The following is a 24,205-nucleotide window of genomic DNA, read 5'->3' as shown; positions in this document are numbered from 1 at the left end:
GCCGAAGACATCCCGTCAATGCAGGCGGTGCGCCCGCCACGCACGTCTGGTGAGGACGGGCGGCGGTGCCTGCGCACCAAAGTGTTGCAAAACTACGTCACACCGGTTGACGAGGTAACGGAATATTCCGTTGACAATTTATTTTCATAACTCTAAGATTCAGATCACTGCATGGAAACGTTTCCATGTGACGGATAAATTCCCTTCGATCCCCGATTGGCGCAACCCGCCAAGGAGCCGAGGACACATGACACAGTGCAGCGCGCACCCGGCGATTCACGTAGCGAGGCCATCGGCACTAGCCGATCGGTCTCGCTGCACCACATGGTGGCGTGTAGCCGGGCAAGGAGGCGCCCGGGTTTGAAAGGCAGTACCCGGGGGCAGCGGCGACGCATCCGGATGGCGGAGACACCGTGTCTGAGCACGGTCATATTTATAAAAACAGGAGAAGACATGTACTACCCAAAGGCTAAACAGACCTTGATCAGTCTGGCAGTTGCCAGCGCATGCGCGGCGTTCATGCCGGCGTTTGCCCAGGAAGCGGCCAGCATGCCGCCAGCCGAAACCGCGACCAGCGCCCCCAACCAGGCAGTCGACGCGGCCAGCAATCCCACCGCATCGATCACCGGCCCGGCCCAGAACGGCACGCAGACCGTCGTCGTGACCGGCCTGCGCGCCAGTCTCGAATCGTCGATGAACCTCAAGCGCAATGCGCAGGGCTTCGTGGACGGCATCGTCGCCGAAGACATCGGCAAATTCCCCGACACGAACCTGGCCGAATCGCTGCAGCGCATCTCGGGCGTGTCGATCGACCGTGAAATCGGCGAAGGCTCGAAGATCACCGTACGCGGTGTTGGCCCCGACTTCAACCTGGTGCTGCTCAATGGCCGCCAGATGCCGGTGTCGAACCTGGGCGACCGCAATGGCCGTGCGTTTGACTTCGCCAACATCGCCTCGGAAGCCATCTCGCAGCTGCAGGTCTACAAATCGAGCCGCGCCGAAACCCCGACCGGCGGCGTGGGCGCGACCATCAACGTGATCACCGCGCGGCCGCTGTCGCGCCCTGGCATGCAGGCCAGCATCGGCATCAAGGGCGTGCATGACACGTCGGCCACCAACCTGCCGGACGGTCTCCAGCACGGCAACAAGGTCACGCCGGAAGTCTCGGGCATCTACTCGAACACCTCGGCCGACGGCCGCTTCGGCATCGGCCTGTCGGCCAGCTACCAGGAACGTAACCTGGGCTACAACCGCGCGTCGGTGGCCAATGGCTGGAAGGGCCCGTTCCGCGGCGACCAGGCAACCTACGGTGCGATCCCGCTGCCAGGCCAGCCTGGCTCGGAGCTGATCACCAACCGCCCAGGTCCGACCGACCTGTATCAGACCCCGCAGAACCTGAACTACAACCTGAGCGGCGTGCAGCGCGAGCGCACCAACGGCCAGGTCGTGTTCCAGTTCGCACCGAACAAGTCGATCACCAGCACACTCGATTACACCTATTCGGAAAACAAGATCCACACCCGCCGCAACGACATGTCGGCGTGGTTCAACTTCGGCCCGTCGTCGAGCAGCTGGACCGATGGCCCGATCGCCGGTCCGCTGACCTACACCGAGTTCATCCCGGCCGGTAACGCCGACATCGCGATGGGCGTGTCGGACTTCGCCACCCGGAGCGAAAACAAGTCGCTGGGCTTCAATACGGTCTGGCGCGTCAATCCCGACCTGCGTTTCGAGCTCGATGCGCACAGCTCGTCGGCCGAATCGACCCCGAACAGCCCATGGGGTTCGAGCAACGTGATCGGCACCGCGAGCTTCAGCCGCGGCAACACCACCGCCGACTTCTCGCAAGACTTCCCGGTCCTGAGCATCCAGGGCGCCGACTACGCGCGCGCTCCGCAGCAGGTGACCGGTTCGGTGTTCGAGAACGGCTACATGAAGACCGAAGTCGACCAGATCCAGACGCACGGCAGCTGGAAAGTGCTGGAAGCATCCGAAGTCAAGTTCGGCCTGGGCGCGACCAAGGTCGATTACCGCTCGGCGTTCTCGGTACAGCAGCGCGACACCTGGGGCGGCGCGACGCAGGCATCCGACTACCCGGCCAGCCTGTTTACCGTCGATAGCCTGAGCAAGTACTTCGACCAGGTCAACGGCAGCAACAACCCGGCCCTGTTCGACCGCTTCCACACCTTCAACTTCAGCCAGATCCGCGACATCGTGGCCCAGGCCTCGGGACTGCCGCAGCTGTACGTGCCGAAGACCACCTACGACACCGACCGCCGCACCGAAGAAAAATCGAAGAGCCTGTATCTGCAGTTCAACACCGAGTGGAACACGCGCTACCCGATCAATACCTCGCTCGGCGTGCGTTACGAGAAGACGGACGTCAGCTCCACCGCGCTGGTGCCGACCCCGATCGCGATCAGCTGGGTCTCGCAGAACGAACTGCCGGTGGTGTTCGGCCAGTCGGGCTTCACGACGCTGACGGGCAAGTACAACCACGTGCTGCCAAGCTTTGACGCCGACATCGCGCTGCGCGACGACATCAAGGGCCGCTTCAGCTACGGTCACACCATCGGCCGGCCACGCTACGACCAGATCGCCGGCGGCCAGGTGCTCGACACGCTGGCGCGCGTCGAAGGCGGTACCGGTTCGCAGGGCAATCCGGCGCTGGAGCCGGTCAAGTCGAAGAACTTCGACCTGGCGCTCGAGTGGTACTACGGTCGTCAGAGCTTCATCTCGGTCAACCACTTCCGCAAGCAGCTCGAGAACTACGCCGGCCAGTCGCAGATCATCGCCCAGCCGTTCGGCGTGCGCACGCCGGTTGGCGGCGCCTACTGGAATGCGGCGCTGGGTAGCTGCACGACCGCGGACACCACCTGCATCCGCAACTACATCTTCCGTAACTTCAACGGCCAGCCGGGCGTGGTTGCGGGACCGAACAATGCGTCGGGCGATGCCACCGGTACCATCACGGCCATCGGCACCGATCCGGTCGCGAACTTCCGCATCACGTCGTATTCGAACCAGAAGAAGGCGAACATTCGTGGCCTGGAATTCAACCTCCAGCACATGTTCGGCAACAGCGGCTTCGGCGTGCAGGCCAACTACACCTACGTCAATTCGGGCCTGAAGTACGACAACGGCAGCGTGGGCGAGCAGTTCGCACTGGTCGGCCTGGGCGACTCGGCCAACCTGGTGGGTATCTTCGAGAACGACAAGTGGAACGTGCGCGCGGCCTACAACTGGCGCGACGAGTTCCTGTCGTCGACCTTCGACGGCTCTGGCCCGAACCCGAACTACGTCGAAGCGTACGGCCAGCTCGATCTGAGCGTCGGCTACAACGTCAACAAGAACCTGTCCGTCTCGTTCGAGGGCATCAATCTGACCGACGAGATCCAGCGCACGCACGGCCGCACCAAGCAGCAGGTGCTGTTCGTGACGCAGTCGGGTCCGCGTTACATGCTGGCAGCGCGCTACAAATTCTGATCGCGCAGCATCTGGCCGGCGCCGGTATTCGGGAGTAGACTTCCCGCACACCGGCCCTGCAACCGCAGCGGCGGGTCGGCATCAGCCGGCCCGCCGCTGTCGTTTCACCGCGTGATTCCAATAACGACAACGAGACGTCCATGCCCAATATCGCCCTGCTGAACAATATCGAACACAAGGACCTGCGCATCATCGCCGGCCACCGCCCCGGCCTGGGCAGCGAAGTCGCGTGGGTGCCGACCTTCGCCGACGAATTCCGCTCCCTGCAGGGGATCTATCCGATCATCTTCCGCCAGCTCGAAGACGGCGCGAACTTCGAAGCCATCGCGTTGATGGGCTTTACCGAAGACGAAAACCTGTTCCTGCGAGACGGCCGCTGGGATGCGCCGCTCGTGCCATGGATGCACGAGCGCCAGCCGTTCTACATCGGCCGCAATGGCGACGAGCTGATGATCCAGGTCGACCTCGACCACCCACGCGTGAGCACGACCGACGGCGAGCCGGTGTTCAAGCCGCATGGCGGCAACACCGAGTACCTGGAAAAGGTCAGCACCATGCTGTCGAACATCCACAACGGCGTGCAGGCCAATATCGGTTTTCTCGAAGCGCTCAAGCGCCATGATCTGCTCGATGCGTTCGTGCTCGACATGGAATTCGACAACGGTGCGCAGAACCGCCTGGGCGGCTTCTTCACGATCCACGAAGAACGCCTGGGCGCGCTCGAGGCAGGCGCCATCGCCGAACTGCACGCCGCGGGCTACCTGGCGCCGATTTACTTCGCACTGGCCTCGCTGTCGAACTTCCGCAACCTGATCGACCGCAAGAATCACCGCGATGCTGCCGGCCGCTAACGCCATCCGCGAGCTCGCCGGTGTGACGCCGGCCGATCTCGATGCAACGATCCTGGCCTCGACCGAGCCGCTGCTGCTGCGCGGCCTGGTGGCGCACTGGCCGGTGGTCGCTGCAGGGCGCCAGTCGCAGCAGGCAGCGCTCGACTATCTGCGCCGCTGGTGCGGCGACGCCACCGTCAATGCGATGCTCGGCCCGCCCGACATCAAGGGCCGCTTCTTCTACAACGCCACGCTCGACGGCTTCAATTTCCAGTCGCTGCGGGTGCGGCTCGATGCCGTGCTCGATGAACTGGCAAAGCATCTGGCCACGCCGGCGCCGCCCGCCATCTACGTCGGCTCGACCACGATCGATGGCGCGCTGCCGGGCTTCAGAGGCGAGAACGATGTCGACCTGGGCGCGCGCGACCCGCTGGCGTCGATCTGGATCGGCAACCGCACCCGCATCGCCGCCCACTACGACCTGCCGGACAACCTGGCCTGCATCGCGGCCGGGCGACGCCGCTTCACCCTGTTCCCGCCAGGGCAGCAGCACAATCTGTACATCGGCCCAATTGACCTGACGCCCGCCGGCCAGCCTATCAGCCTGGTCGACTTCGCACAGCCCGACCTTGCGCGCTTCCCGCGCTTTGCCAACGCGCTCGCACAGGCGCAAAGCGCCGAACTGGCGCCGGGCGACGCGCTGTTCATCCCCAGCATGTGGTGGCACCACGTCGAGGCGCTGGACGACGTCAATGTGCTGGTCAATTACTGGTGGCGCCAGTCGCCGGACTGGATGGACACGCCCAACAACGCGCTGATGCACGCCCTGATGACGGTACGCGACCTGCCGCCGGCGCAGCGCACGGCCTGGGCCGAGCTCTTCCGGCACTACGTGTTCGAGGCCGATGACGAGACAGCAGCGCATATCCCGCCAGGCGCACGCGGCCTGCTCGCCCCGATGAACGACAACGCCTCGCGCATGATGCGCGCCCAACTGCTCAAGCGCCTCAACCGCTAACACCTGCTGAAAAGCCGGGGTCAGGTCTGACATTCGGACACGATCTCGACAGTAGGCTAGCAAAAGCCGGGGTCAGGTCTGACATTCGGACACGACCCCGACAGTAGGCTAATCGGAACTGGCTGGCACCGGGCTATGCCAATTCGGGCAAGGCGCCATTGGAAGTGGCTAAGGCTGAGTTCGTGTCCGAATGTCAGACCTGACCCCGGCTGTGCCCAAAAAAATGCCCGCATCGCGTGCGGGCATTTTCGTTGATGACGGCGACGTTTATTCCGTCCCCACCTTCTGCTTGTGCAGATCGGCGTACTTCACGCCGTAGTACAGGATGAACAGGTAGCAGGCCGCCGGCACCAGGAACGAGATCTGCAGGCCGATGCTGTCGGCCAGGATGCCCTGGATGAACGGGACGATCGCGCCGCCGACGATGGCCATGCACAGGATGCCCGAACCCTGGCCCGTGAACTTGCCCAGGCCGTGCAGCGCCATGCTGAAGATGGTCGGGAACATGATCGAGTTGCACAGGCCCACGGCGATGATTGCCCACATCGCCAGGCTGCCATCGGTAAAGATCGCGGTGAGCACCAGCGCCATCGAACCCAGCGCGGTCACGGCCAGCGACTTGCCAGGGCTGACGTAGCGCATCACACCAAAGCCGATGAAGCGGCCCACCAGCGCGCCGCCCCAGTACAGGCTGACGTAGCTGGCTGCGTCGGCGTGCGACAGCGCTGCGATGTGCGGCTCGCCGATGAAGTTGATCAGGAAGCTGCCGATACTGACTTCAGCGCCCACGTACAGGAAGATGCCCAGCGCGCCGAGCACCAGGTGGCGGTAGGCCATCGCGCCGCCCTTGCCGTCGACGGCAGCGGTGGTGGTGTCCTGGAACGCGATCTTCGGCAGGCGCGCCAGTGCGAACAGCACGGCCAGCAGCGCGAGCGCCGCGGCCAGGCCCAGGTACGGGCCCTGCACGGCAGCTGCTTCGGCCGCGCGGTGCGCGATCCGATCGGCTTCCGGCAGCAACGCCAGCTGGTCGGCCGACAGTGCCACCGTCGACAGGATCAGGAAGCCGCCCAGCGCCGGCGCCACCGTGGTGCCGAGCGAGTTGAAAGCCTGCGTGAGCGTCAGGCGGCTGGCGGCGGTGCGCGCAGGGCCAAGGACGGTAACGTACGGGTTGGCGGCGACCTGCAGGATCGTGATCCCGCTGGCCAGCACGAACAGCGCGAACAGGAACAGGCCGTAGCCGCCGTTCGACGCCGGATAGAACAGCGCGCAGCCGGTAGCGGCGACCAGCAGGCCGGCGACGGCGCCGTTCTGGTAGCCGAGGCGGCGGATCAGCGCGCCGGCCGGCAGCGAGACGACGACGTAGGCGCCGAAGAAGCACAGCTGCACCAGCATCGCCTGCATGTAGGTGAGGGTGTAGATCGATTTCAGGTGCGGGATCAGGACGTCGTTGAGTGACGTGATCAGGCCCCACATGAAGAACAGGATGGTGACGATGAACAGCGCCCCGGTATGCGTATTGCGTTCGCCGTCCGTCGCTGCACTGGCCACGGTCGGGGTCTGGATGGGATTCTGCATGGTCTCTCCGTTATTGGTGCAGACTAAAAATTTGATCCGACAGCATAGCCGAAACACCGCGCAAGGCGGGATATTGTTCAGTAATCAAGTAGGTCGGTATGCGCGCCAGATAATCACCCAGGCGGCCCTTGTCTTCGAAGCGCGCGCGAAACGCCGATTGCTCGAACAGCACGCCCAGGCGCGGCACGATGCCGCCGCCGATATACATGCCGCCGGTCGCCCCGAGTGTGAGCGCGACATTGCCGGCCACGCTGCCCAGGATGGCGCAGAACACCCGCACTGAGCCCTGGCACTCGAGACATGACCCATCGAGGGCCGCCGTGGTGATGTCGGCTGCCTTCATGCGCCGGCTGGTGCGCGCCCAGTGGATCAGCTCCAGTCCCATGCCCGACAACAGGCGCTCGGCCGAGACGTGGCCGTACTCGCTCCACAGCGCCTCCAGGATCGCCACCTCATCGCGGTTGACCGGCGCGAAGCTCACGTGGCCGCCTTCGCCCGACAGCGCAATCCAGCGCCCGCCGGCCGGGACGACGCCCGAGACACCCAGGCCCGTGCCCGGGCCGATCAGGCCGATGGTCCGGTTAGGCAGCTCGATGCCGCCACCGATGCGCTGGCGCCCGGCCGGCGGCAGGTGCGGCAGCGCCATCGCCAGCGCTGCGAAGTCGTTGACCATCAGGAGCGTGGTCAGTCCCAGTTCCTGTCGCAGCGCCTCGATCGAAAAGGCCCAGTGATGGTTGGTCATCCGGATCTCGTCGCCCTCGACCGGATTGGCAATCGCCAGCGCCGCATGGCGCACGCTGTCGACTGCCATCCCGCGCGCACGCGCGCCGTCGAGGTAGGCGCGGATCGCATCACCCAGCGTCGGGTAGCTGGCGCCGGTCAGCACGTCGACATCATCGAAGCCGCCAGCCGGATCGGACTGCAGCGCGAAGCGCGCATTGGTGCCGCCGATGTCGGCCAGCAGGTGCAGGCCGTGCGTCACCTCTGCCGTCATTTCAGGTCCTCGCAGCGCACGGCGTCGGCCTCTTTCGCAGCGCCACCGGCGATCTCGATGTTCGCGAAGGCAGCGGTGAACGGGCCGTCGCTGGTTACGCTGAACGGCGTATCGACCCTGGCCAGATCAATCCCCTTGGCCTGGAAGCAGGCGAGTGGGATCGAGACGGTGTGCTTGCCGCCATCGGCCAGGCGCTTGAACAGGCTCGTGGCGTCCAGCGCGGTGTCGTTCGCACCCTGGCGCATCGCGAGCATCACCTTGCCGGTGGGTGCCTTGGCGACCATGGTGTCAAAGCGCAGCGCGCCATCCTTCGCCGCCGCTGCCGGCACGACCATGGCGCGCGCACCGCGTGCTTCGAGCGTGGCTGGCCCGGTCCAGGCGCCCATCTTGGCATCCTGCTGGGTGTTGACCTGCGCGGTCGTCACGACGATGCCCGGCAGCGTGAAGCTCGCATTCAGGTCGGCGCCCAGCACCGTGGTTTGCCCGCCGCTGCGGATCGCCAGCGGGAAGCTGGTACGGTCGGCCTGGCTGAACACGGGGAAGGTATTGCCGGCGCTGCAGCCGCCTTGCGGGATCGTCTCATCGAGCTTGCCGAGCCTGGAGCGCGTGCCCGCCTTCAGGCCGTAGCCATAGGCGAACAGCGGTGCATACGCCTTGTCGCCGACATTGAGCTTGACCTGGCAGGCCGACTTGGGCCACGAGAACGGCAGCGTGCCGCGGAAGTCGTAGCGCTTGCCGCCTGCGATCAACAGGTCCGACACGCCCTTGCCCTCGGAGCCCGGCAACCAGGCCGAGATGAAGGTGTCCGACAGATTCAGCAGGTCGTTGCCGTACACCGGCCGGCCCGTGACCATCACGGTAATCACGGGTTTGCCCTTGCCGGCCACCGCCTGCAGTACCGCCAGGTCTTCCGGATAGCGGCTGCTGTGGCGCAGCGTGCCGGATGGGTGGATGTCGCCATCGCCTTCCGCATACGGACGCTCGCCGATCACGGCAATGACTGCGTCGAACTGCGTCACGTCGACGTCTTTCGCGTCAACGCTGAAGCGGACATTGTCGCTGCCTGCCGCGTCGCGAATGCCGGTCAGGATCGTGTCGGCGTTCTTGAAATCGGCATTCGTGGTGGCGGTGCCCTGCCACGTGATCGACCAGCCGCCGCTCTGGTTCGACAGCTCGTCGGCGCTCTTGCCCACGACGAGGATTTTCTGGCCGCGCTTCAGGGGCAGGGCCGGGCCTTCGTTCTTGAGCAGCACGAGCGACTCGCGCACGGCCTGGCGCGCCAGCGCGCGTGCCTGCATCGCATCGTCCTTGCCGGCATACGCATTCTGGGCCGGGCTCTTGTCGAACAGGCCGGCGCGCAGCTTGACGCGGATGATGCGGGTCACGGCGTCGTCGATGCGCGCCATCGGGATTTCGCCCGACTCGACCTGCTTGATCGTGTTGGCGATGAAGGCCTTCCAGTCGTCCGGCACCATGAACATGTCGTTGCCGGCGTTGACCGCCTGGGCGCAGCTGTCGTTGCGGCAGCCTTTCACTTCGCCGATGCCGTTCCAGTCGGTGACGACAAAGCCGTCGAAGCCCATCTTGTTCTTGAGGATGTCGGTGATCGCCACTTTGCTGCCATGCAGCTTGCCATGCTCAACGCCGGCCGCTGTGTCGGTCCAGCTGTTGAACGACGTCATGACCGTCTGGGCGCCTGCGCTCAGGGCCGGTGCATAGCCGGCGCCATGGATGTTGATCAGGTCAACGGCGCTGGCCTCGGTCACGCCACGGTCCTTGCCGTTCTTGGTGCCGCCGTCGCCGATGAAGTGCTTGGCGGTGGCGATCGTGTTGGCATCGTCCTTGAAGGCACCCTGCATGCCGCGTACGTATTCGCCCGCGTAGCTGCGCACGACTTCCGGATGCTCGGCATAGCTTTCATAGGTGCGGCCCCAGCGATCGTCGCGCACGACGGCCAGCGTCGGGCCGAACACCCAGGCGATGCCGGTCGCGCGCACGGCTTTTGCCGTGGCCGCGCCAATCTCGCGCATCAGCTTCGGATTGCGCGCCGCGCCCAGTCCGATATTGTGCGGGAACAGCGTGGCGCCCGGCACGTTGTTGTGGCCATGGACCGCGTCGGTGCCCCACACGACCGGCACCTTGATCGCCATGTCGGTCTTCATCGATGCGTCGTGGTACGCCTGCGCCAGCGCCAGCCATTCCTTCGCGCTGGCCGCCTTGTTCCCGTTCGGCCAGCTGCCGCCGCCATTGAGCACCGAGCCCAGATAGTATTTGGTCACGTCGGCTGGCGTGGCGGTCTTGATTTCGGGCTGCGTCATCTGGCCGATCTTCTGGGCCAGCGTCATCTTGCTGACGATCTCTTGGACGCGCTTCTCGAGCGCGGCATCCTTCTTGATCGCGCTGGTCACGCGCGGCCAGTCGGCCAGGTTGGTGTCGACCGGGGCGGCATGCGCGAAGGCGGGCAAGGCAAGGGCGATCGCAAGGGCGAGCAGGGAAGGGCGAAGCGTGGCTGTCATGGTTTGTCTCGTTCGTTGTCGTTGTATGGATTCATGCATAGGAATTCATGCCTGGCGCAGGAACGCGCCGTACCATTTGCCGCTGCTCTTGAGGCGGCGTTGCTGCGTAGCGTAATCGATGTGCACCAGGCCGAAACGCTTCAGATAGCCTTCGGCCCATTCGAAGTTGTCGAGCAGGCTCCAGGCGAAGTAACCCTTGACTGGCGCGCCGCCGTCGATCGCGGCCTTGAGCGAGGCCAGGTGGCGCATCAGGTAGTGGCGGCGCTGTACATCGTCGATCTCGCCGTCGGCGCCTATCACGTCGTCAAACGCCGAACCGTTTTCGGTCACGTACATCGGGCCCGGGTGGTAGTCGTTCTCGATGCGCAGCAGGAGTTCGGCCAGGCCTTCGGGCACCACGGGCCAGCCCATCGCGGTGATTTCGCCATCGGTGGGTGGCAGCACCTTGGTGTCCAGCGGCGCGTGCCCGGCGGCATGCGCGACGGTTTCAGGAAAGTAGTAATTCACGCCCATGAAATCGGTCTTGACCGCGATGGCCTCCATGTCGCCCGGCGCGACGTCGGGCGCTGCAGCGCCGACCTGCGCGAGCGTGTCTTCAGGATAGCCACGGCCGAACAGCGGATCGAGGAACCAGCGATAGCGCAGGCCGTCGTGGCGTTCCTTTGCCGCGATGTCCTCGGCGCTGTCGCTTGCCGCGCGCAGCGGGTGCAGGCTGACGGCCATGCCGACCTGCGCATCCGGCACATTCGCGCGGATCAGCGGCACCGCCTTGCCGTGCGAGACGAGCACATTGTGCGCGACCTGCAGCGCGGCCTTCAGGTCGGTCTTGCCGGGCGCATGCCAGCCTTCGAAGTTGCCGATGATCGCCGTGCACCATGGCTCGTTGTGGGTGATCCAGTGCTTGACGCGGTCGCCGAGCGTGCGCGTCATGGCGTCGGTGTAGTCAAGGAAGGCGTCGATCGTCGCCCGGTGTTCCCAGCCGCCCGCGTCCTGCAACGTTTGCGGCAAGTCCCAGTGGTACAGCGTGGCCCATGGCTGCAGGCCGCGTTCGAGCATGCCGTCGACCAGACGCGAATAGAAGTCCAGGCCCTTCTGGTTCGGCGCGCCGCCGCCTTCGCTATAGATGCGCGGCCAGGCGATCGAGAAGCGGTAGGCGTTCAGGCCCATGCCGCGCGCGATGTCGAAGTCTTCCGGCCAGCGGTGGTAATGGTCGCAGGCGACCAGGCCATTGGAGCCGTCACGGATCGTACCGGGCGTGGCGGCAAAGCGGTCCCAGATCGATTCCACGCGGCCGTCGTCGCGGCCGGCGCCTTCGATCTGGTAGGACGATGTGGCGCAGCCCCACAAAAAATCGCGGGCAAAATCGCTGCGCTGCGGCGCTTGTGGCTCGGGGCGGTTGGCAGTGGTCATGGGTTTCGCTCTATCTGGTCAATAAGGTCTGATTGAAAATTTTCAGGAAAACATCCAAGTCATTTGGAAAGCTTTCCAGTTCGTGTCCAAAAAAATGGCCGCGCGCGGCCGGTGCTGGCTGGGCCAGCGATGTCATGTTTTCTTGCCCTCGTGTTTGGCTTTGGGCTTGGCCTTGCTGCCAGCGGCCCTGGCCAGCGATGCGCGCATCGTCACGCTGACGGGAAGCGTGCGCGCCACCGGGCGGCTCAGGTCATAGCAGCGATTGAGCAGGGCGTTGATGCCGGCCAGCGTCATCTCGCGCCACGGCATGTGCACCGACGTCAGGCGCGGCGCCGCGAATTCGGCGCTGGGCGTGTCGTCGTAGCCGATCACCGACAGGTCGCGCGGCACGCTGATCCCGGCTTCCTGGAAGTACGACAGCGCGCCGACCGCCATCTCGTCGTTGGCGCAGAACAGCGCCGTGCACGGCGTTTTCGATTCGACCAGCGCCTTGGCCGCCAGCCAGCCGCCCTGCGGCGAGAAGTCGCTTTCGGCGATCCAGACCTTGTCGGTATCGAGGCCTTCGGCCAGCAGTTCGTGCATGAAGCCATCGACACGCGCCACGTTGTCGACCAGCGCATTCGGGCCGGCGATGACGGCGATGTCGCGGTGGCCATGATCGAGCAGCGCGCGCGCCGCAAGGCGCCCGCCCTGCGCGTGGTCGACCGTGAAGCACTGGCCGAGCAGGTCGGTGAAATCGTGGTTGAGCGAGACGATCGTGCGGCGTTTGGCGCCCAGCGCGGCGATGTCGTCATCGGTCAGCGCGCTGGTCATCATGATCAGGCCATCGCAGCCGCGCTCGATCAAAAATTCGATGCCTTCGATGGCCTGGTTGCGCGCGTCGCCCAGGCCCACGCCAAAGGCCACCACCATGTGCAGGCCGGCGGCGCGCAGTTCGGTATCGATGATCTGCAGGATGGGCGTGTAGAAGGTGCCCGACAACACCGGGATATACACACCGACCATCCGGCTGGTGCCCGACAGCAGGGCGCGCGCCGCGTGCGACGGGCGGAAACCCAGCTCGTCGATCGCCTTGCGCACGCGTTCGAGCGTGGCGGGCGAGACCGAGCCTTTGCCGCTGACCACGCGCGAGGCGGTGCCGAGACCGACGCCGGCCAGCCGCGCTACGTCCTTGATTGTCGCCACGTGCGATTCCTGTTCGATGAGTGGATCAAAATAGCCGCCAAGCATACTGTATTCATCTGACTATGGCATCCCTGATTGCAGCCGATTGCCGGTGGAGCCATCGAACAACGACACCCGCTGCGCATCGATCGCAAAGCGCACGGATTGACCGGCTGCCAGCGGCCGCGCATCGTGCACGATGGCGGACAAGACCTGGCCGGCGCAGTCGAGCCACACCACCTGGTGATTGCCCATCGGTTCGACCAGCGTGACGCTGGCCTGCAGCGCGCCATGCCCGTCGATCCGGAGATGTTCGGGGCGCGCGGCCAGCGTCACGGCGCCTGCCGCAACGGGGCCCGCGAGCTGCAGCCTGACGCCTCCGGCGCTGAAGCGCCCGGCCGCATCGATGCTGCCGTCAATAAAATTCATCGAGGGCGAACCGAGAAAGCCTGCCACGAAGCGGTTTGCCGGCGTGTCGTAGACCTCGGCCGGGGTACCGATCTGCTGGATGCGGCCACCCTGCATCACGACGATGCGCGTGGCCAGCGTCATCGCCTCGGCCTGGTCGTGCGTCACATAGATCATCGTTGAACCCAGGCGCTGGTGCAGCAGCTTGAGTTCGCGCCGCAGTTCGGCGCGCAGCTTGGCGTCCAGGTTCGACAGCGGCTCGTCGAACAGGTACACGCCCGCTTCGCGCACCAAGGCGCGCCCGATCGCCACACGCTGGCGCTGGCCACCCGAGAGCTGCGCCGGCTTGCGATCGAGCAGGGCGCCAAGCTGCAGCATCTCGGCCGTGTGGCGCACGCGGCGCGTCACTTCGGCCTTCGGCGTGCCGGCGATGCGCAGGCCGAACGACATGTTCTTCTCAACCGTCATCGTCGGATACAGCGCGTACGACTGGAACACCATGCCGATCCCGCGCTCGCTTGGATCGGCGTGGCTCATGTCGCGCCCGCCGATTTCGATGGCGCCGCCCGAGACATCGATCAGCCCCGCGATGCTGTGTAGCAGCGTGGACTTGCCGCAGCCCGATGGGCCGAGAAGCACGAGGAATTCGCCCGGTGCGATTTCCAGATCGAGGTCGCGGATGATCTCGTTATTGCCGCGGGTGATGCACAGTTTGCGCAGATGGACATTCGACATGAGGGTCAGCCTTTCACGGCGCCGGCGGCGATACCGCGCACGAACCAGCGTCCGGAGATGAAGTAGATCACCAGCGGCACGGCGGCCGTCAGGATGGTGGCGGCCATGTTCACGTTGTACATGCGGGTGCCGGTAGTGGTGTTGATCACGTTATTGAGCTGCACTGTCATCGGCAGGTTCTCGCGGCCAGCGAACACCAGGCCCAGGATGTAATCGTTCCAGACACCCGTGACCTGCATGATCGCAGCCACCACGATGATCGGCAGCGACATCGGCAGCATCACCTGCAGGAAGATGCGCCAGAAGCCGCCGCCATCGATGCGCGCGGCCTGGAACAACTCGTGCGGCACGGACGCATAGTAATTCCGGAACAGCAGCGTCATGAGCGGCATGCCGAAGATGACGTGCACGACGACGATCGCCGGCAGCGAGCCAAAGACGCCGGCATGCGCCATCATCCACACCAGCGGATAAATCATCACCTGCACCGGAATGAAGGCGCCGGCCAGCAGCACGCCGAACAGCAGGTTCGCGCCACGCGGGCGCCAGAACGACAGCGCGTAGCCATTGATCGCGCCGAGCAGGATCGGGATCACGGTGCTGGGGACGGCGATTGCCACCGAGTTCCAGAAACCCTGGCTGACCGCGCCCCAGGCTGCGCGCCATGGATCGAGCGTGGCCACGCCGGGCAGGGCGAACACATTGCCCATCCTGATCTCGTCCATTGGCTTGAAGGACGTGATGACCATGACGTACAGGGGCAGCAAAAAGAACAGCGCGGCGCTCAGCAAAAAAGCGTAGATGCCGATGCGGGCCGGCGAGAGTCGCGCTGTCATGCGTGCCCTCCGCTCAGGCGCGCGCGGCGGCTGCGCGCATAGGCATATGGCGCGAGCAGGGCCAGCACCGGCACCAGCAGCGTCACGGCGCCGGCCGACGCCAGGCCAATGTTCGAGCGCAGGAACAGATGGTCCATGATGAACTTGGCCGGCACTTCGCTGGCGATGCCGGGGCCGCCCTGCGTCATTGCGACGACGGCGTCGAACAGCTTGACGACCGCGGTCGAGAGCAGCAGGAATACGGTCGCCACGGTGGGGCCGAGCATCGGCAGCACGATCTGCAGGTACACGCGCCAGGCCGGAATGCCATCCAGGCGCGCAGCCTTGTAAATCTCGGGATCGATGCCGCGCAGGCCGGCCAGCATCAGCGCCATGACCAGGCCCGAAGCCTGCCATACGGTGGCGATGACGACGGTGTAGATCACCAGGTCCTGGTGCACGATCCAGTCGAACGAAAAACCGGGGAAGCCCAGCTGGCGCACGGCCCCTTCGATGCCGCTGCCGGGCGCCAGCAGCCATTGCCACACGAGGCCCGTGGCGATGAACGACATCGCATACGGGTACAGGAACACGGTGCGCAGCAGGCCTTCACCCTTGACGTTCTGGTCGATGAACACGGCCAGCAAAAAACCGATGACCATGCAGGCGACGATGAATACCGCGCCGTAGACGGCCAGGTTATGCAGCGAGAGCAGCCAGCGCTCGTTGTCGAACAGGCGCACGTACTGCGCCACGCCGATGAACTTATCGGACGGGAAGGTGCGCGAGGCGGTGAACGACGTGCGCAGGGTCCACAGCGCGCCGCCGACGTAAGCCAGCAGCACCGTCAGCGCCATTGGCAGCAGGGCGATATGGGGACTGAGGTGCCGGGAGAGTCGGGGTGCGTGCATGGCGTCAGTATTTGAGGGCGCGGGCAATGCTGCGCTGGACCTTCTCGACGCGCGTGTCCATATTCCAGTACGCGGTCAGGATGTCCTGCATTGCCCCGTTCTGGTCGGGCGTCAGATAGACCTCGGTCACGCCGACTTGGCGCGAGCGGTCCTTGATGATGGCAACGCCCTTTTGCGCGCACAGGTCGAGCTCATTGGACTGGGCATCCAGGCGCACGGGGATCGAGCCTTTCAGCTTGCTGAACGCGATCTGCAATGCGGGCTGTGAGACGACTTGCGCCAGCAGTTGCTGGGCCTTGATGGCGTCCGGCTTGTCTGTGCGCGGGAAAACGAAGACGTCGCCCTGCATCAGGTACGGCGTGTCGGGCTTGAGGCCGGCGATGCAGCCATAGTGCTTTCCGGGCAGCTGGCCGGCATTGGTAAATTCGCCCTTGGCCCAGTCGCCCATTACCTGGAAGCCCGCACGGCCACTGATGACCAGCGCGGTCGCGTCGTTCCAGTTGCGCCCCGGTGCGCCCGGATCGACGTACGACTTCATGCGCTTGAAGGCCAGCAGCACGTCGCGAAACGCGGGCGAGAGGATCGTGGCCTGGTCACGGTCACGGATCACTTTCAGGTACAGATCGCGTCCGCCGATATTGGCGAGTAATGCCGAGAACAGCACGGTTTCCTGCCACGACTGGCCGCCGTGGGCCAGCGGGATCAGACCTGCGGCCTTGAGCTTGTCGAGCGCGGTGAAGAGTTCCGGCATGCTCGCCGGTTCGCGCGTGATGCCGGCCTTCTTGAAAGCGGCTTTCGAGTACCAGATCCACGTCTGCATGTGGATATTGAGCGGTACCGCGTAGTAGTGGCCATCGTGCTTGATGACGTCGATCAGCGGCTCGGGCAGGATGCGGTCCCAGTCCTGCGCCTTGGCGACGGCGTCGACGTTGTTGAGCATATTTTGCTCGATGACGTCGGTGAACTGCCTGGAGGTGTTGAACTGCGCAGCGGTCGGCGGGTTGCCACCGATGATGCGGTTGATGGTGACGGCGCGCGACTGGTCGCCGCCCGCGATGGCGCTGTCGACCCACACGCCGCCGGCATTGCGAAACGCCTGGGCGACCTGCTTGACGGCGTTCGATTCGCCGCCGGAGGTCCACCAGTGGATGACTTCTGCTTTCGGTGCGGCCGCACTGGCTGGCGCGCTACCGAGCACGATACTCAGCGCACCTGCAGCGGCGCACAACCATGCGCAGGCTGCTGCCAGGTTGCGGAATTTGACCATCTTGTCTCCGTTCAGTGCCATGTTTTTTTGGCACGTTGGAAACGTTACCATTGGCTTTGCCCGACTATAGCATCGGGTCAATTGACGGTCAAACTAAACTTGCCGATTCAGGCAGCGATCGAAGCGGAAAAAACGCACATGGTTTTCTTCCTCGTGTAGAGTAATAGTTAATCTTTCAAGCGGCGAAAAAGGTGATTGCCGCACCTGGCGGTTGCATGACGCTTCGGAGGCATGTTGAGAAATTCGAAAATATTTCCACGTGTACGATACCTCGGGACCTATGTTGATCGGGCAGGCCTGTTTGCCTGCCACGTCCGCCCAACATCAATCGCGCTGACCATTGCGCATGGTAGCCGCCCATGAGTCGCCCGGTCATTTTACTTGTCGATGATGAGCCCGCGAACCTGGCCATGATGCGCAAGGTGCTCAGCGATGACTACACGCTGGTGTTTGCCCGCAACGGCGCCGAAACAATGGCGGCGCTCCACAAGCATCGCCCGGCCATGGTGTTGCTGGACATCGGCCTGCCAGACATCAACGGCTACGACCTCTGCCTGAAAATCAAGCAGAGCGATACCACCGGGACCATCCAGGTCATCTTCGTGACGGCATACGCCGACCCCGTGAATGAAGCCGCCGGATTCTTTGCTGGCGGGGTCGACTACATCACGAAACCCGTGTCGCCGCCGATCGTGCGTGCGCGCGTCGCCAGCCATTTATCCCAGGTGCGGGCCGAACTGCTGGCCAGGAGTTACCGCGAAGCGATCTCGATGCTGGGCCAGGCGGGGCATTTCAACGATACCGATACCGGTGCGCATATCTGGCGCATGGCTGCCTACGCAAAGGCGCTCGCCAAAGGAGCAGGGTGGAGCGCCGAAGACAGCGAGCAGCTCGAACTGGCGGCGCCGATGCATGACACCGGCAAGATAGGCATTCCCCAGGCCATCCTGCGCAAACCCGGTCCACTGGACGACGCCGAGTGGGCCATCATGAAAACCCATCCGCAGATCGGCTACGACATTCTGAGCAAAAGCGCCGCGCAGGTGTTCCAGCTCGCCGCCGAGGTGGCGTTGTATCACCACGAAAAGTGGGATGGCAGCGGCTATCCGGCCGGCCTGGCCGGCGAGGCCATCCCCCAATCAGCGCGCCTGGTGGCGCTCGCCGATGTGTTCGATGCCCTGAGCATCAAGCGCCCATACAAGGAAGCCTGGCCTGTCGACAAAATCGTGGCCTATGTGGATGGCCGCTCAGGGACGGATTTCGATCCGGCGCTGGTGGCGGTGTTTCACAGGACGCTGCCGGAGTTGCTCGACATACAGCAGACGTGGGACGCGCGCGATGGCGAACTGGACGGTGCGTCGGGGATGATCCAGAAAAAAAGCACACGCTGAAGGCTGGCTTTTTTGAACATGGTGACGAGACACATGGCGTGGTCGCTACTGAAAGCCACACGAGGATAACGTCCAACACTGAACCGCATTTGTCGGACTTTTGCTACAGCGCGCCAGGCTGATGATGTCGACGTGAAACTTTCCCGTTAGAAATTGAGATAAGCTTGGGGCATCGTCACCGCTGACATTCACGCGCTGGGACATTGATGCCACAAGTGCCTTTTCGTATCTGCTGCAATCGCAGCGTCTATCCAAAATCTGCCCCTGTTGGAAATTCATTGGGAACGCCGAGCATTTGTTTCGTGCCGGCTTTCTGATGTTTCTTTTAATTTGACAAGTTCCTAAAAACGCTCTGGTTTCACGAACATAAAATCGGCCTGTCGGTCGGTGTCATTCCTGTATGGGAATAAACGCCCGACAGCGTGGTACTTTTTAATTCGGGGTCATCATGTACTTTTTTAAGCAGCGCCTTAGTCGACAACTGACAATCGCTTTTGCGACGCTCGTCTCAATCATTGTGGCGATATCTTCGCTGGCAGTATTCAGCTTGAGTGAAGCCCAATCCAACTTTGACGGGTTTGTTGGTGATGAGTTCAATCGCGGCAGCGTTGCGCGTGATGTCAGGTCGGCAGTAAGCGCAAGGGCAATCGCAGCGCGCAACCTTATTTTATTGAATGCGCCTGCCGACATCGCTGCAGAAAAGGCTGCAGTGATGGCCGCCCATGAGCGCGTCAAAGACCGCATGGCGTTGCTCAAAAAATTGCTTGATCTGGATAAGAAAGCGACGCCAAGAGAGCATCAACTCTATGACGAATTGGTCAGTATTGAGCAGCGTTATGGCCCTATTGCGCTTGCAATTGTCGACATGGCACTGAACGGCAAGAAACCTGAAGCCATTGAAAAAATGAATGCCGAGTGCCAGCCACTGTTGAAGAAGCTGATCGCCACGGTGGGCGAATATGCGAAATTGATTGCCAGCTCAGCAGAAGCTGAAATCCAGAAATCAGCTGAAAAATTCCGCGCCAAGCGTTTGTTGTTGATCTGCGTGTCGCTGGTTGCCGTTGTCACGGCGATTGCCCTTTCACGCTTGATAAAGCGCAGCTTGCACCGCTCTTTGGGCGCCGATCCGCACGATTTGAGAAAAGCCGCGAATCAAGTCCGGTCGGGAGACCTGGGTACGTTGCCGGAAGCAGCGACCGCGCCGGCAAACAGCGTCATGGCATCACTTGGAGACATGCAGCAATCACTGGCAACCATCGTACATAGTGTTCGTCGCTCCTCCGATACGATCGAGTCTGGTTCAACGGAGATTGCTGACAGAAATAAAGATTTATCGGCACGGACTCTGGAGCAGGCAAGGCAGTTGCAGGAAAGTGCAAACGCGATGGAGAAAATCACCGGGACCATACGCGTCAATGCGGACACAGCCGCCCGTGCCAGTGATTTGGCGCTGAGCGCGCGCGCCTCTGCTGAAAACGGCGGTGCGATGGTCGACGAGGTTGTCATCACGATGCAAAAGATCACGGCAAGCTCCAGGAAGATCGAAGACATCATTTCAGTGATTGATGGGATCGCTTTCCAGACCAATATCCTTGCACTGAACGCAGCAGTTGAGGCGGCCCGTGCGGGTGAGCAGGGCAGAGGGTTTGCCGTCGTGGCGAGTGAGGTCCGCGCACTGGCGCAGCGTAGTGCGCAGGCGGCCAAGGAAATCAAAGTGCTGATTGTTGACAGCGTCGGCATGATCGGATCGGGCGCGGACATGGTGTCAAACGCTGGTCAAGCAATGACTGCGATCGTCAGCGAAGTAAAGAGCGTCGCCGAGCTGATCAGCGAAATCAGCACGGCCACCCGTGAGCAGACCATGAGCATCAGCAGCGTTGGCGAGACAGTCATGGCGCTGGATAGCGGTACCCAGCAAAATGCATCTCTGGTCGAGCAGATGGCTGATGCCGCAGATGCCCTGAATCAGCAGGCACATAGTCTGGTGTCGGCAGTGTCAGTATTCAAAGTTGCAGGTGGCAGCGATATGACGAGTGAGGCAGGCAAGCGGAGGCCCAATGGAAATTCCCCCACAAAACGAGCGCGATTAGAAGTAGAGTTTTCTTCTTGAGATACAGAACGCTTTACATGAATACATCCTGCTTTACCGACAGCCAGATCATCGCCATCCTCTAGCAGGCCGACGCCGGCAACCCGATGCCGGCGCTCTGCCACGAAAGCGGCACCAGCAACGCCACGTTCTACAAGTAGTGTTTCAAGCTTGGCGGTATGGATGCCTCGCTGATGGCCTGCACGAAGGAACTGGAAGAGAGAAGTCGGCGCCTTACGAAGATGACGTCGAGGAGCGCCTGAAGGCCGAAATCGTTGCTGAGGAGCTCACAAAAAATGGTAGTTCCATCCCAACGGCGGGAGATGGCACAGCGGCCGTGGCGGAACGGTCAACCATGGTCAAGCTGGCGTGCAAAGCATTTGGCATTAGCCAGACCTGCTGCCGATACGAAGCGAAACTGGATGCGGAATACAACGTCATTGCCGATTGGCTGCCGCGGCTGATGAACAACCAGCGCGCCGGGATTTGGGTTGTGCTTCCTGTACGTGCGCAACGTGAACCGCTTCCAATGGAATCACAAGCGCGGCTACAGAATTTGCCGCGAACTTGGGCTGTACCTGCGGATCAAACCGCGTCATCTTCTGTACGTGAGAAACCGCTACCGCTGGCAGTGCCAACTGCGATCAGCCAAGTGGTTGTAGACCTAAATCACGACCAACCCAACATGTCACCCCGCGGCATTCCACTAAAACAGCAACTTGTCCTTACCGCTTAATCCCTACTTTTAGCTCGCTTGAAAAAAGGTGGATTGCCGGGCGACCTTCTCCTTCTTCATTGACGTTTCGGCAGCTTTTGGGTTGACCACGACCTGCACTTCTGTCAGGGGAATCGCGATGAGTTGCACAGACGCAAATTGCACCCTGAACGATGCTTCGACAATGCGATATTGAAGTCGACGTTACTGCTGTTCCAAGCTCGCGCCCAGGCGCCAACCTCAGCAAACAAATACGGGCATCACCATGGCGATTGTATTTTCCAGTCAGCTGGTCGTTCCTGCATCCATCGTAGCGCTACTGAGCGCCGTCTACCTGGTTCGCCACACGGAGCGCATGGTCCGCGCCCGCTATCAGGCGACGCTTGGATCAACTGCTTTCGGCATGGTGGCGACTGCATGCCTGATTCTGCCAACGCTCTGGTATGCAGTATTCTACGAACGCTGCAACGGCCCAGGACGCGAAATGATCCATATGCTTTGTGTGGGAGGTCTCAGCGTCTCAGCGGTCATTTTTGCACTCGTCAACTTTTCAACAATGCGCCGTACCGACGCTGTTCTCTGCACAGTTGCACAGGTACTTCTGGCTGTGGCCGTTCTTGGGGTGGGATCGGTACCGCCTTTGCTGTGGGATGTGTATCAGGACGCTCGCCACTGGCGGTGGGATCCGTGCCCTTCAAGACGGCCATGATGTGCGCGCCAATCGACGGATCGTCCGTAAAGAATAAAGCCGTCTGTTAAATGGGACGCGCTGCAAGGCGTACGTGAGCAGAACTACCTCCGCCCGCCGCTTGATTCGCTGCGTGTCTGGCATATGAAGGTCGAGGCGTGGATACTCGAGCAGGCTGGGATAGTCTTAGCGCTGGCACCGGCAGATTTGCGTGTCGTCGCTCCCCAAAAGACCTGAATGCATAAGCTAGCGGAGCTATGAAATAGTTGCTGAAAGACTGCCGATCAGCTTGCATCCACATTCAGTCGTCGCAGGTCATTGTGGATGCGCTTGGACACTTCTTCGCCGCAGATGAGTGGGGCGAGATGGCAGTGGTGGCGCGCCAGATAAGTCTCGTGCTTGCTTGTCCTGATCCACCAAGGCAAGGGCAGGCATTGGTAGGTAGGGGCCTAGTGTCCGGTTGTAGTAGAGCTTTTATGTATAGAGCCCGTTCTTTTCTTCCATACCCATTCAATTACTCTCAAGCTTGTGCACTGCCAAAGATTCAACAAAAGATGAAGGGGTCTGGATTGCCTGATTACGAAGCGGCCAAGATCTTCAATATCTTACAGGCGACCGCAGTTAAACTGCCTAATACGACAACGTGCAAGACCGCTTGTATCGAGTCCACAGGCTGAGCGTGAAAAATACTTCTTTGCAGACGTGATCGTCGCAACATTTACGTTATTACCCTTTGAAATCCGCCAGAAAAATGCACTAGACGAGAGAGCTGATCAGGCGGGCGCCACACTCCGTAACGTCGCCGTCGTAAGCGTACGGCTTGCCTTTGTGCTTTGCGCCTGAATCATCTGGCTTGATCGCAAATTTTCCCTTACACGTTGGGCAGAAAGTCATGTCGTTTTGGATTGCCGCAGCCTTTCCCATGGCAATTGTTTCCGACGTGGCGCTAACGACTTGGCCACCATGATCAGTCTTGTCGTTCAGGCGAATCACTCCGCGGCCTTGGTGTTTCATACTCACTCCTAATTGAGATTCTGCTTTCTCGTTACTCAGCGTTAGTTGTGCTTGATTTATGCTCGGGGAGGTAGTACGAACCCTCAGGTGCGCCGGGCACCTTGACCCTAAATTTTAGGCCAGAGAGGAGCCTGTCCCAGAGTGCAACTGCCTCGTCGTCGGTGACCGATGCTTTTTTAGCGGCACCAACCAAGTTATGTTCTACTTTGGTGTACATATTGACAATAAATTCAGATGGGTTTGCGACGTCCTTTGGGGTTCCCACGAAGCCCCACTCAAAATCATGTACGCCATCCAGTCGTTTAATAAGCGACTCCTCGCCGTGCCAATGCTGAACAGCACGCTTTCCTTCACGGAGGACTATTCGCTGCGGATACATAGTTCCCTGTTCTTCTTGGGCCTTGCGGATACGTGTTAATAAAGATAATTCTTCTCTTTTTTCTTTCTCAAATTCTTCATTTGGATAATCAGCATATGCGTCCTTGTTTGAACTGATCGAAAAAGTCACATCGGGCAGGCTTGGAAGATAAATTCCAATTTCTACCATTTCTTGATCCCCGTAGAACGAACTCGCCATGAAGGCGTGCTCGATACAATATCCTTCGGTAGGCGATATAATACCGTCGTCTAAACGCAAGTGTAAGCTTTTTGACCGGCTTTCCTCCACTGCAGCGATCTGCTCTTCAGACTGCCCTTCGTCGACAGCGTTCCCAAGGCGAAAAATGATGTTGCCTTTACTAACGTAGGTGTTGAAAAAAAGAAGATTAAGCTGTTTTGCTGCTTTGCTATCAAAATAACGAATTTGCCAGCTCAATTCGATAGGCCCTGACTTGTCGTAGGTAATCTCAGCACCCTTATCGTCGTATTTTATTTTTTCAATATCTTCTTCTGCTTTTTCCCTCAAAGTCTCTACGCTACCAAGAAATGAAGAAATTTTGGATGGAAAATATGTGCCACCCCAGACAATTTGTGCCTCCTTTGGTACTGCCAGTGCGTATCGCCCAAAACAAACAAGCTTGGTAACTTGGAATAATTTTTTTAGTCGGAGAGTTAGGGAAATCTGTTCTGGCACAGCATCCTCCTTGTAAGAATATTTTTTTGAGCAAGCAATTAGTGGTGCTGCGAGAGCAAGCGTGAAGAAGATTCTGAATAGTAATTGCCGGCTGTTTATAGGCATAT

The 24,205-nt window shown here is 61.6% G+C and carries 17 protein-coding genes; 6 read left to right on the top strand and 11 right to left on the bottom strand.

Features of this window, described 5'->3' with window-relative positions; genetic code table 11:
• Nucleotides 1-549 precede the first annotated feature (549 nt).
• The 3 genes from IFU00_18520 (at nt 550) to IFU00_18510 (ending at nt 5,334) form a co-directional block, all read left to right on the top strand.
• The gene (locus tag IFU00_18520; protein MBD8544275.1) at nt 550-3,486 is read left to right on the top strand and encodes a TonB-dependent receptor; all 2,937 of its coding nucleotides are present in this window, start codon (nt 550-552) and stop codon (nt 3,484-3,486) included.
• Between the two features lie 140 nt (nt 3,487-3,626).
• Nucleotides 3,627-4,337 (top strand): SapC family protein, encoded by a 711-nt coding sequence (locus IFU00_18515; protein ID MBD8544274.1) that lies wholly within the window; start codon nt 3,627-3,629, stop codon nt 4,335-4,337.
• The gene (locus tag IFU00_18510; GenBank protein MBD8544273.1) at nt 4,324-5,334 is read left to right on the top strand and encodes a cupin-like domain-containing protein; all 1,011 of its coding nucleotides are present in this window, start codon (nt 4,324-4,326) and stop codon (nt 5,332-5,334) included. Before IFU00_18515 ends, IFU00_18510 begins: the two co-directional genes overlap by 14 nt.
• A 267-nt stretch (nt 5,335-5,601) precedes the next feature.
• Here the strand turns inward: IFU00_18510 and IFU00_18505 are convergent, their stop codons facing one another.
• The 9 genes from IFU00_18505 to IFU00_18465 all read right to left on the bottom strand — a co-directional run bounded on the left by IFU00_18505 (nt 5,602) and on the right by IFU00_18465 (nt 17,129).
• Nucleotides 5,602-6,909, bottom strand: a complete 1,308-nt coding sequence (locus IFU00_18505) for a sugar MFS transporter (GenBank protein MBD8544272.1) — start codon at nt 6,907-6,909, stop codon at nt 5,602-5,604.
• Nucleotides 6,910-6,919: 10 nt separating this feature from the next.
• On the bottom strand, nt 6,920-7,903 hold the full coding sequence (locus IFU00_18500; protein MBD8544271.1) for a glucokinase: 984 nt from the start codon (nt 7,901-7,903) through the stop codon (nt 6,920-6,922).
• Nucleotides 7,900-10,419 carry an exo 1,3/1,4-beta-D-glucan glucohydrolase gene (locus IFU00_18495; GenBank protein ID MBD8544270.1) on the bottom strand — a complete coding sequence of 840 codons (2,520 nt, stop codon included), beginning with the start codon at nt 10,417-10,419 and terminating at the stop codon, nt 7,900-7,902. The genes IFU00_18500 and IFU00_18495 overlap by 4 nt, the downstream gene beginning before the upstream one ends.
• 45 nt (nt 10,420-10,464) lie before the next feature.
• A complete protein-coding gene (locus tag IFU00_18490; protein MBD8544269.1) occupies nt 10,465-11,829 on the bottom strand; it encodes a beta-glucosidase in 1,365 nt (454 codons plus the stop codon).
• 132 nt (nt 11,830-11,961) lie between these two features.
• The gene (locus IFU00_18485; GenBank protein ID MBD8544268.1) at nt 11,962-13,014 is read right to left on the bottom strand and encodes a LacI family DNA-binding transcriptional regulator; all 1,053 of its coding nucleotides are present in this window, start codon (nt 13,012-13,014) and stop codon (nt 11,962-11,964) included.
• Between the two features lie 60 nt (nt 13,015-13,074).
• The gene (locus tag IFU00_18480) at nt 13,075-14,136 is read right to left on the bottom strand and encodes an ABC transporter ATP-binding protein (GenBank protein ID MBD8544267.1); all 1,062 of its coding nucleotides are present in this window, start codon (nt 14,134-14,136) and stop codon (nt 13,075-13,077) included.
• A 5-nt stretch (nt 14,137-14,141) separates the two neighbouring features.
• Complete coding sequence (locus IFU00_18475) at nt 14,142-14,972, bottom strand: carbohydrate ABC transporter permease (protein MBD8544266.1); 831 nt, start codon at nt 14,970-14,972, stop codon at nt 14,142-14,144.
• The gene (locus tag IFU00_18470) at nt 14,969-15,862 is read right to left on the bottom strand and encodes a sugar ABC transporter permease (protein ID MBD8544265.1); all 894 of its coding nucleotides are present in this window, start codon (nt 15,860-15,862) and stop codon (nt 14,969-14,971) included. Before IFU00_18470 ends, IFU00_18475 begins: the two co-directional genes overlap by 4 nt.
• A 4-nt stretch (nt 15,863-15,866) precedes the next feature.
• A complete protein-coding gene (locus IFU00_18465; protein ID MBD8544264.1) occupies nt 15,867-17,129 on the bottom strand; it encodes a carbohydrate ABC transporter substrate-binding protein in 1,263 nt (420 codons plus the stop codon).
• A 359-nt stretch (nt 17,130-17,488) separates the two neighbouring features.
• Between IFU00_18465 and IFU00_18460 the strand changes: the two genes are divergently transcribed.
• The 3 genes from IFU00_18460 to IFU00_18450 all read left to right on the top strand — a co-directional run bounded on the left by IFU00_18460 (nt 17,489) and on the right by IFU00_18450 (nt 21,345).
• Nucleotides 17,489-18,520, top strand: coding sequence for a response regulator (locus IFU00_18460; GenBank protein ID MBD8544263.1), 1,032 nt, complete (start codon nt 17,489-17,491; stop codon nt 18,518-18,520).
• A 448-nt stretch (nt 18,521-18,968) separates the two neighbouring features.
• On the top strand, nt 18,969-20,630 hold the full coding sequence (locus IFU00_18455) for an MCP four helix bundle domain-containing protein (protein ID MBD8544262.1): 1,662 nt from the start codon (nt 18,969-18,971) through the stop codon (nt 20,628-20,630).
• Between the two features lie 334 nt (nt 20,631-20,964).
• The gene (locus IFU00_18450) at nt 20,965-21,345 is read left to right on the top strand and encodes a hypothetical protein (protein MBD8544261.1); all 381 of its coding nucleotides are present in this window, start codon (nt 20,965-20,967) and stop codon (nt 21,343-21,345) included.
• A gap of 1,423 nt (nt 21,346-22,768) precedes the next feature.
• On the opposite strand, the gene IFU00_18445 is transcribed toward IFU00_18450, so the two are convergent.
• Together IFU00_18445 and IFU00_18440 are read right to left on the bottom strand one after the other, a co-directional pair.
• Nucleotides 22,769-23,026, bottom strand: a complete 258-nt coding sequence (locus tag IFU00_18445) for a PAAR domain-containing protein (GenBank protein MBD8544260.1) — start codon at nt 23,024-23,026, stop codon at nt 22,769-22,771.
• A gap of 31 nt (nt 23,027-23,057) precedes the next feature.
• Entirely contained in the window at nt 23,058-24,203 is a 1,146-nt protein-coding gene (locus IFU00_18440) for a hypothetical protein (protein ID MBD8544259.1), read from the bottom strand.
• Between the last annotated feature and the right edge of the window lie 2 nt (nt 24,204-24,205).

The organism is Oxalobacteraceae sp. CFBP 8761 (assembly GCA_014841595.1).
Taxonomy (GTDB): domain Bacteria; phylum Pseudomonadota; class Gammaproteobacteria; order Burkholderiales; family Burkholderiaceae_D; genus Telluria.
This window is presented reverse-complemented; position numbering and strand designations above follow the sequence as displayed.

Excerpts from the sequence above, each read along its gene's own strand:
- IFU00_18495 (MBD8544270.1), bottom strand. The coding sequence starts at position 10,419 with ATGACAGCCACGCTTCGCCCTTCCCTGCTCGCCCTTGCGATCGCCCTT.
- IFU00_18440 (MBD8544259.1), bottom strand. The coding sequence starts at position 24,203 with ATGCCTATAAACAGCCGGCAATTACTATTCAGAATCTTCTTCACGCTT.
- IFU00_18490 (MBD8544269.1), bottom strand. The coding sequence starts at position 11,829 with ATGACCACTGCCAACCGCCCCGAGCCACAAGCGCCGCAGCGCAGCGAT.
- IFU00_18465 (MBD8544264.1), bottom strand. The coding sequence starts at position 17,129 with ATGGTCAAATTCCGCAACCTGGCAGCAGCCTGCGCATGGTTGTGCGCC.
- IFU00_18515 (MBD8544274.1), top strand. The coding sequence starts at position 3,627 with ATGCCCAATATCGCCCTGCTGAACAATATCGAACACAAGGACCTGCGC.
- IFU00_18520 (MBD8544275.1), top strand. The coding sequence starts at position 550 with ATGCCGCCAGCCGAAACCGCGACCAGCGCCCCCAACCAGGCAGTCGAC.
- IFU00_18450 (MBD8544261.1), top strand. The coding sequence starts at position 20,965 with ATGGTCAAGCTGGCGTGCAAAGCATTTGGCATTAGCCAGACCTGCTGC.
- IFU00_18455 (MBD8544262.1), top strand. The coding sequence starts at position 18,969 with ATGTACTTTTTTAAGCAGCGCCTTAGTCGACAACTGACAATCGCTTTT.
- IFU00_18470 (MBD8544265.1), bottom strand. The coding sequence starts at position 15,862 with ATGCACGCACCCCGACTCTCCCGGCACCTCAGTCCCCATATCGCCCTG.
- IFU00_18475 (MBD8544266.1), bottom strand. The coding sequence starts at position 14,972 with ATGACAGCGCGACTCTCGCCGGCCCGCATCGGCATCTACGCTTTTTTG.
- IFU00_18500 (MBD8544271.1), bottom strand. The coding sequence starts at position 7,903 with ATGACGGCAGAGGTGACGCACGGCCTGCACCTGCTGGCCGACATCGGC.
- IFU00_18445 (MBD8544260.1), bottom strand. The coding sequence starts at position 23,026 with ATGAAACACCAAGGCCGCGGAGTGATTCGCCTGAACGACAAGACTGAT.
- IFU00_18460 (MBD8544263.1), top strand. The coding sequence starts at position 17,489 with ATGAGTCGCCCGGTCATTTTACTTGTCGATGATGAGCCCGCGAACCTG.
- IFU00_18505 (MBD8544272.1), bottom strand. The coding sequence starts at position 6,909 with ATGCAGAATCCCATCCAGACCCCGACCGTGGCCAGTGCAGCGACGGAC.
- IFU00_18480 (MBD8544267.1), bottom strand. The coding sequence starts at position 14,136 with ATGTCGAATGTCCATCTGCGCAAACTGTGCATCACCCGCGGCAATAAC.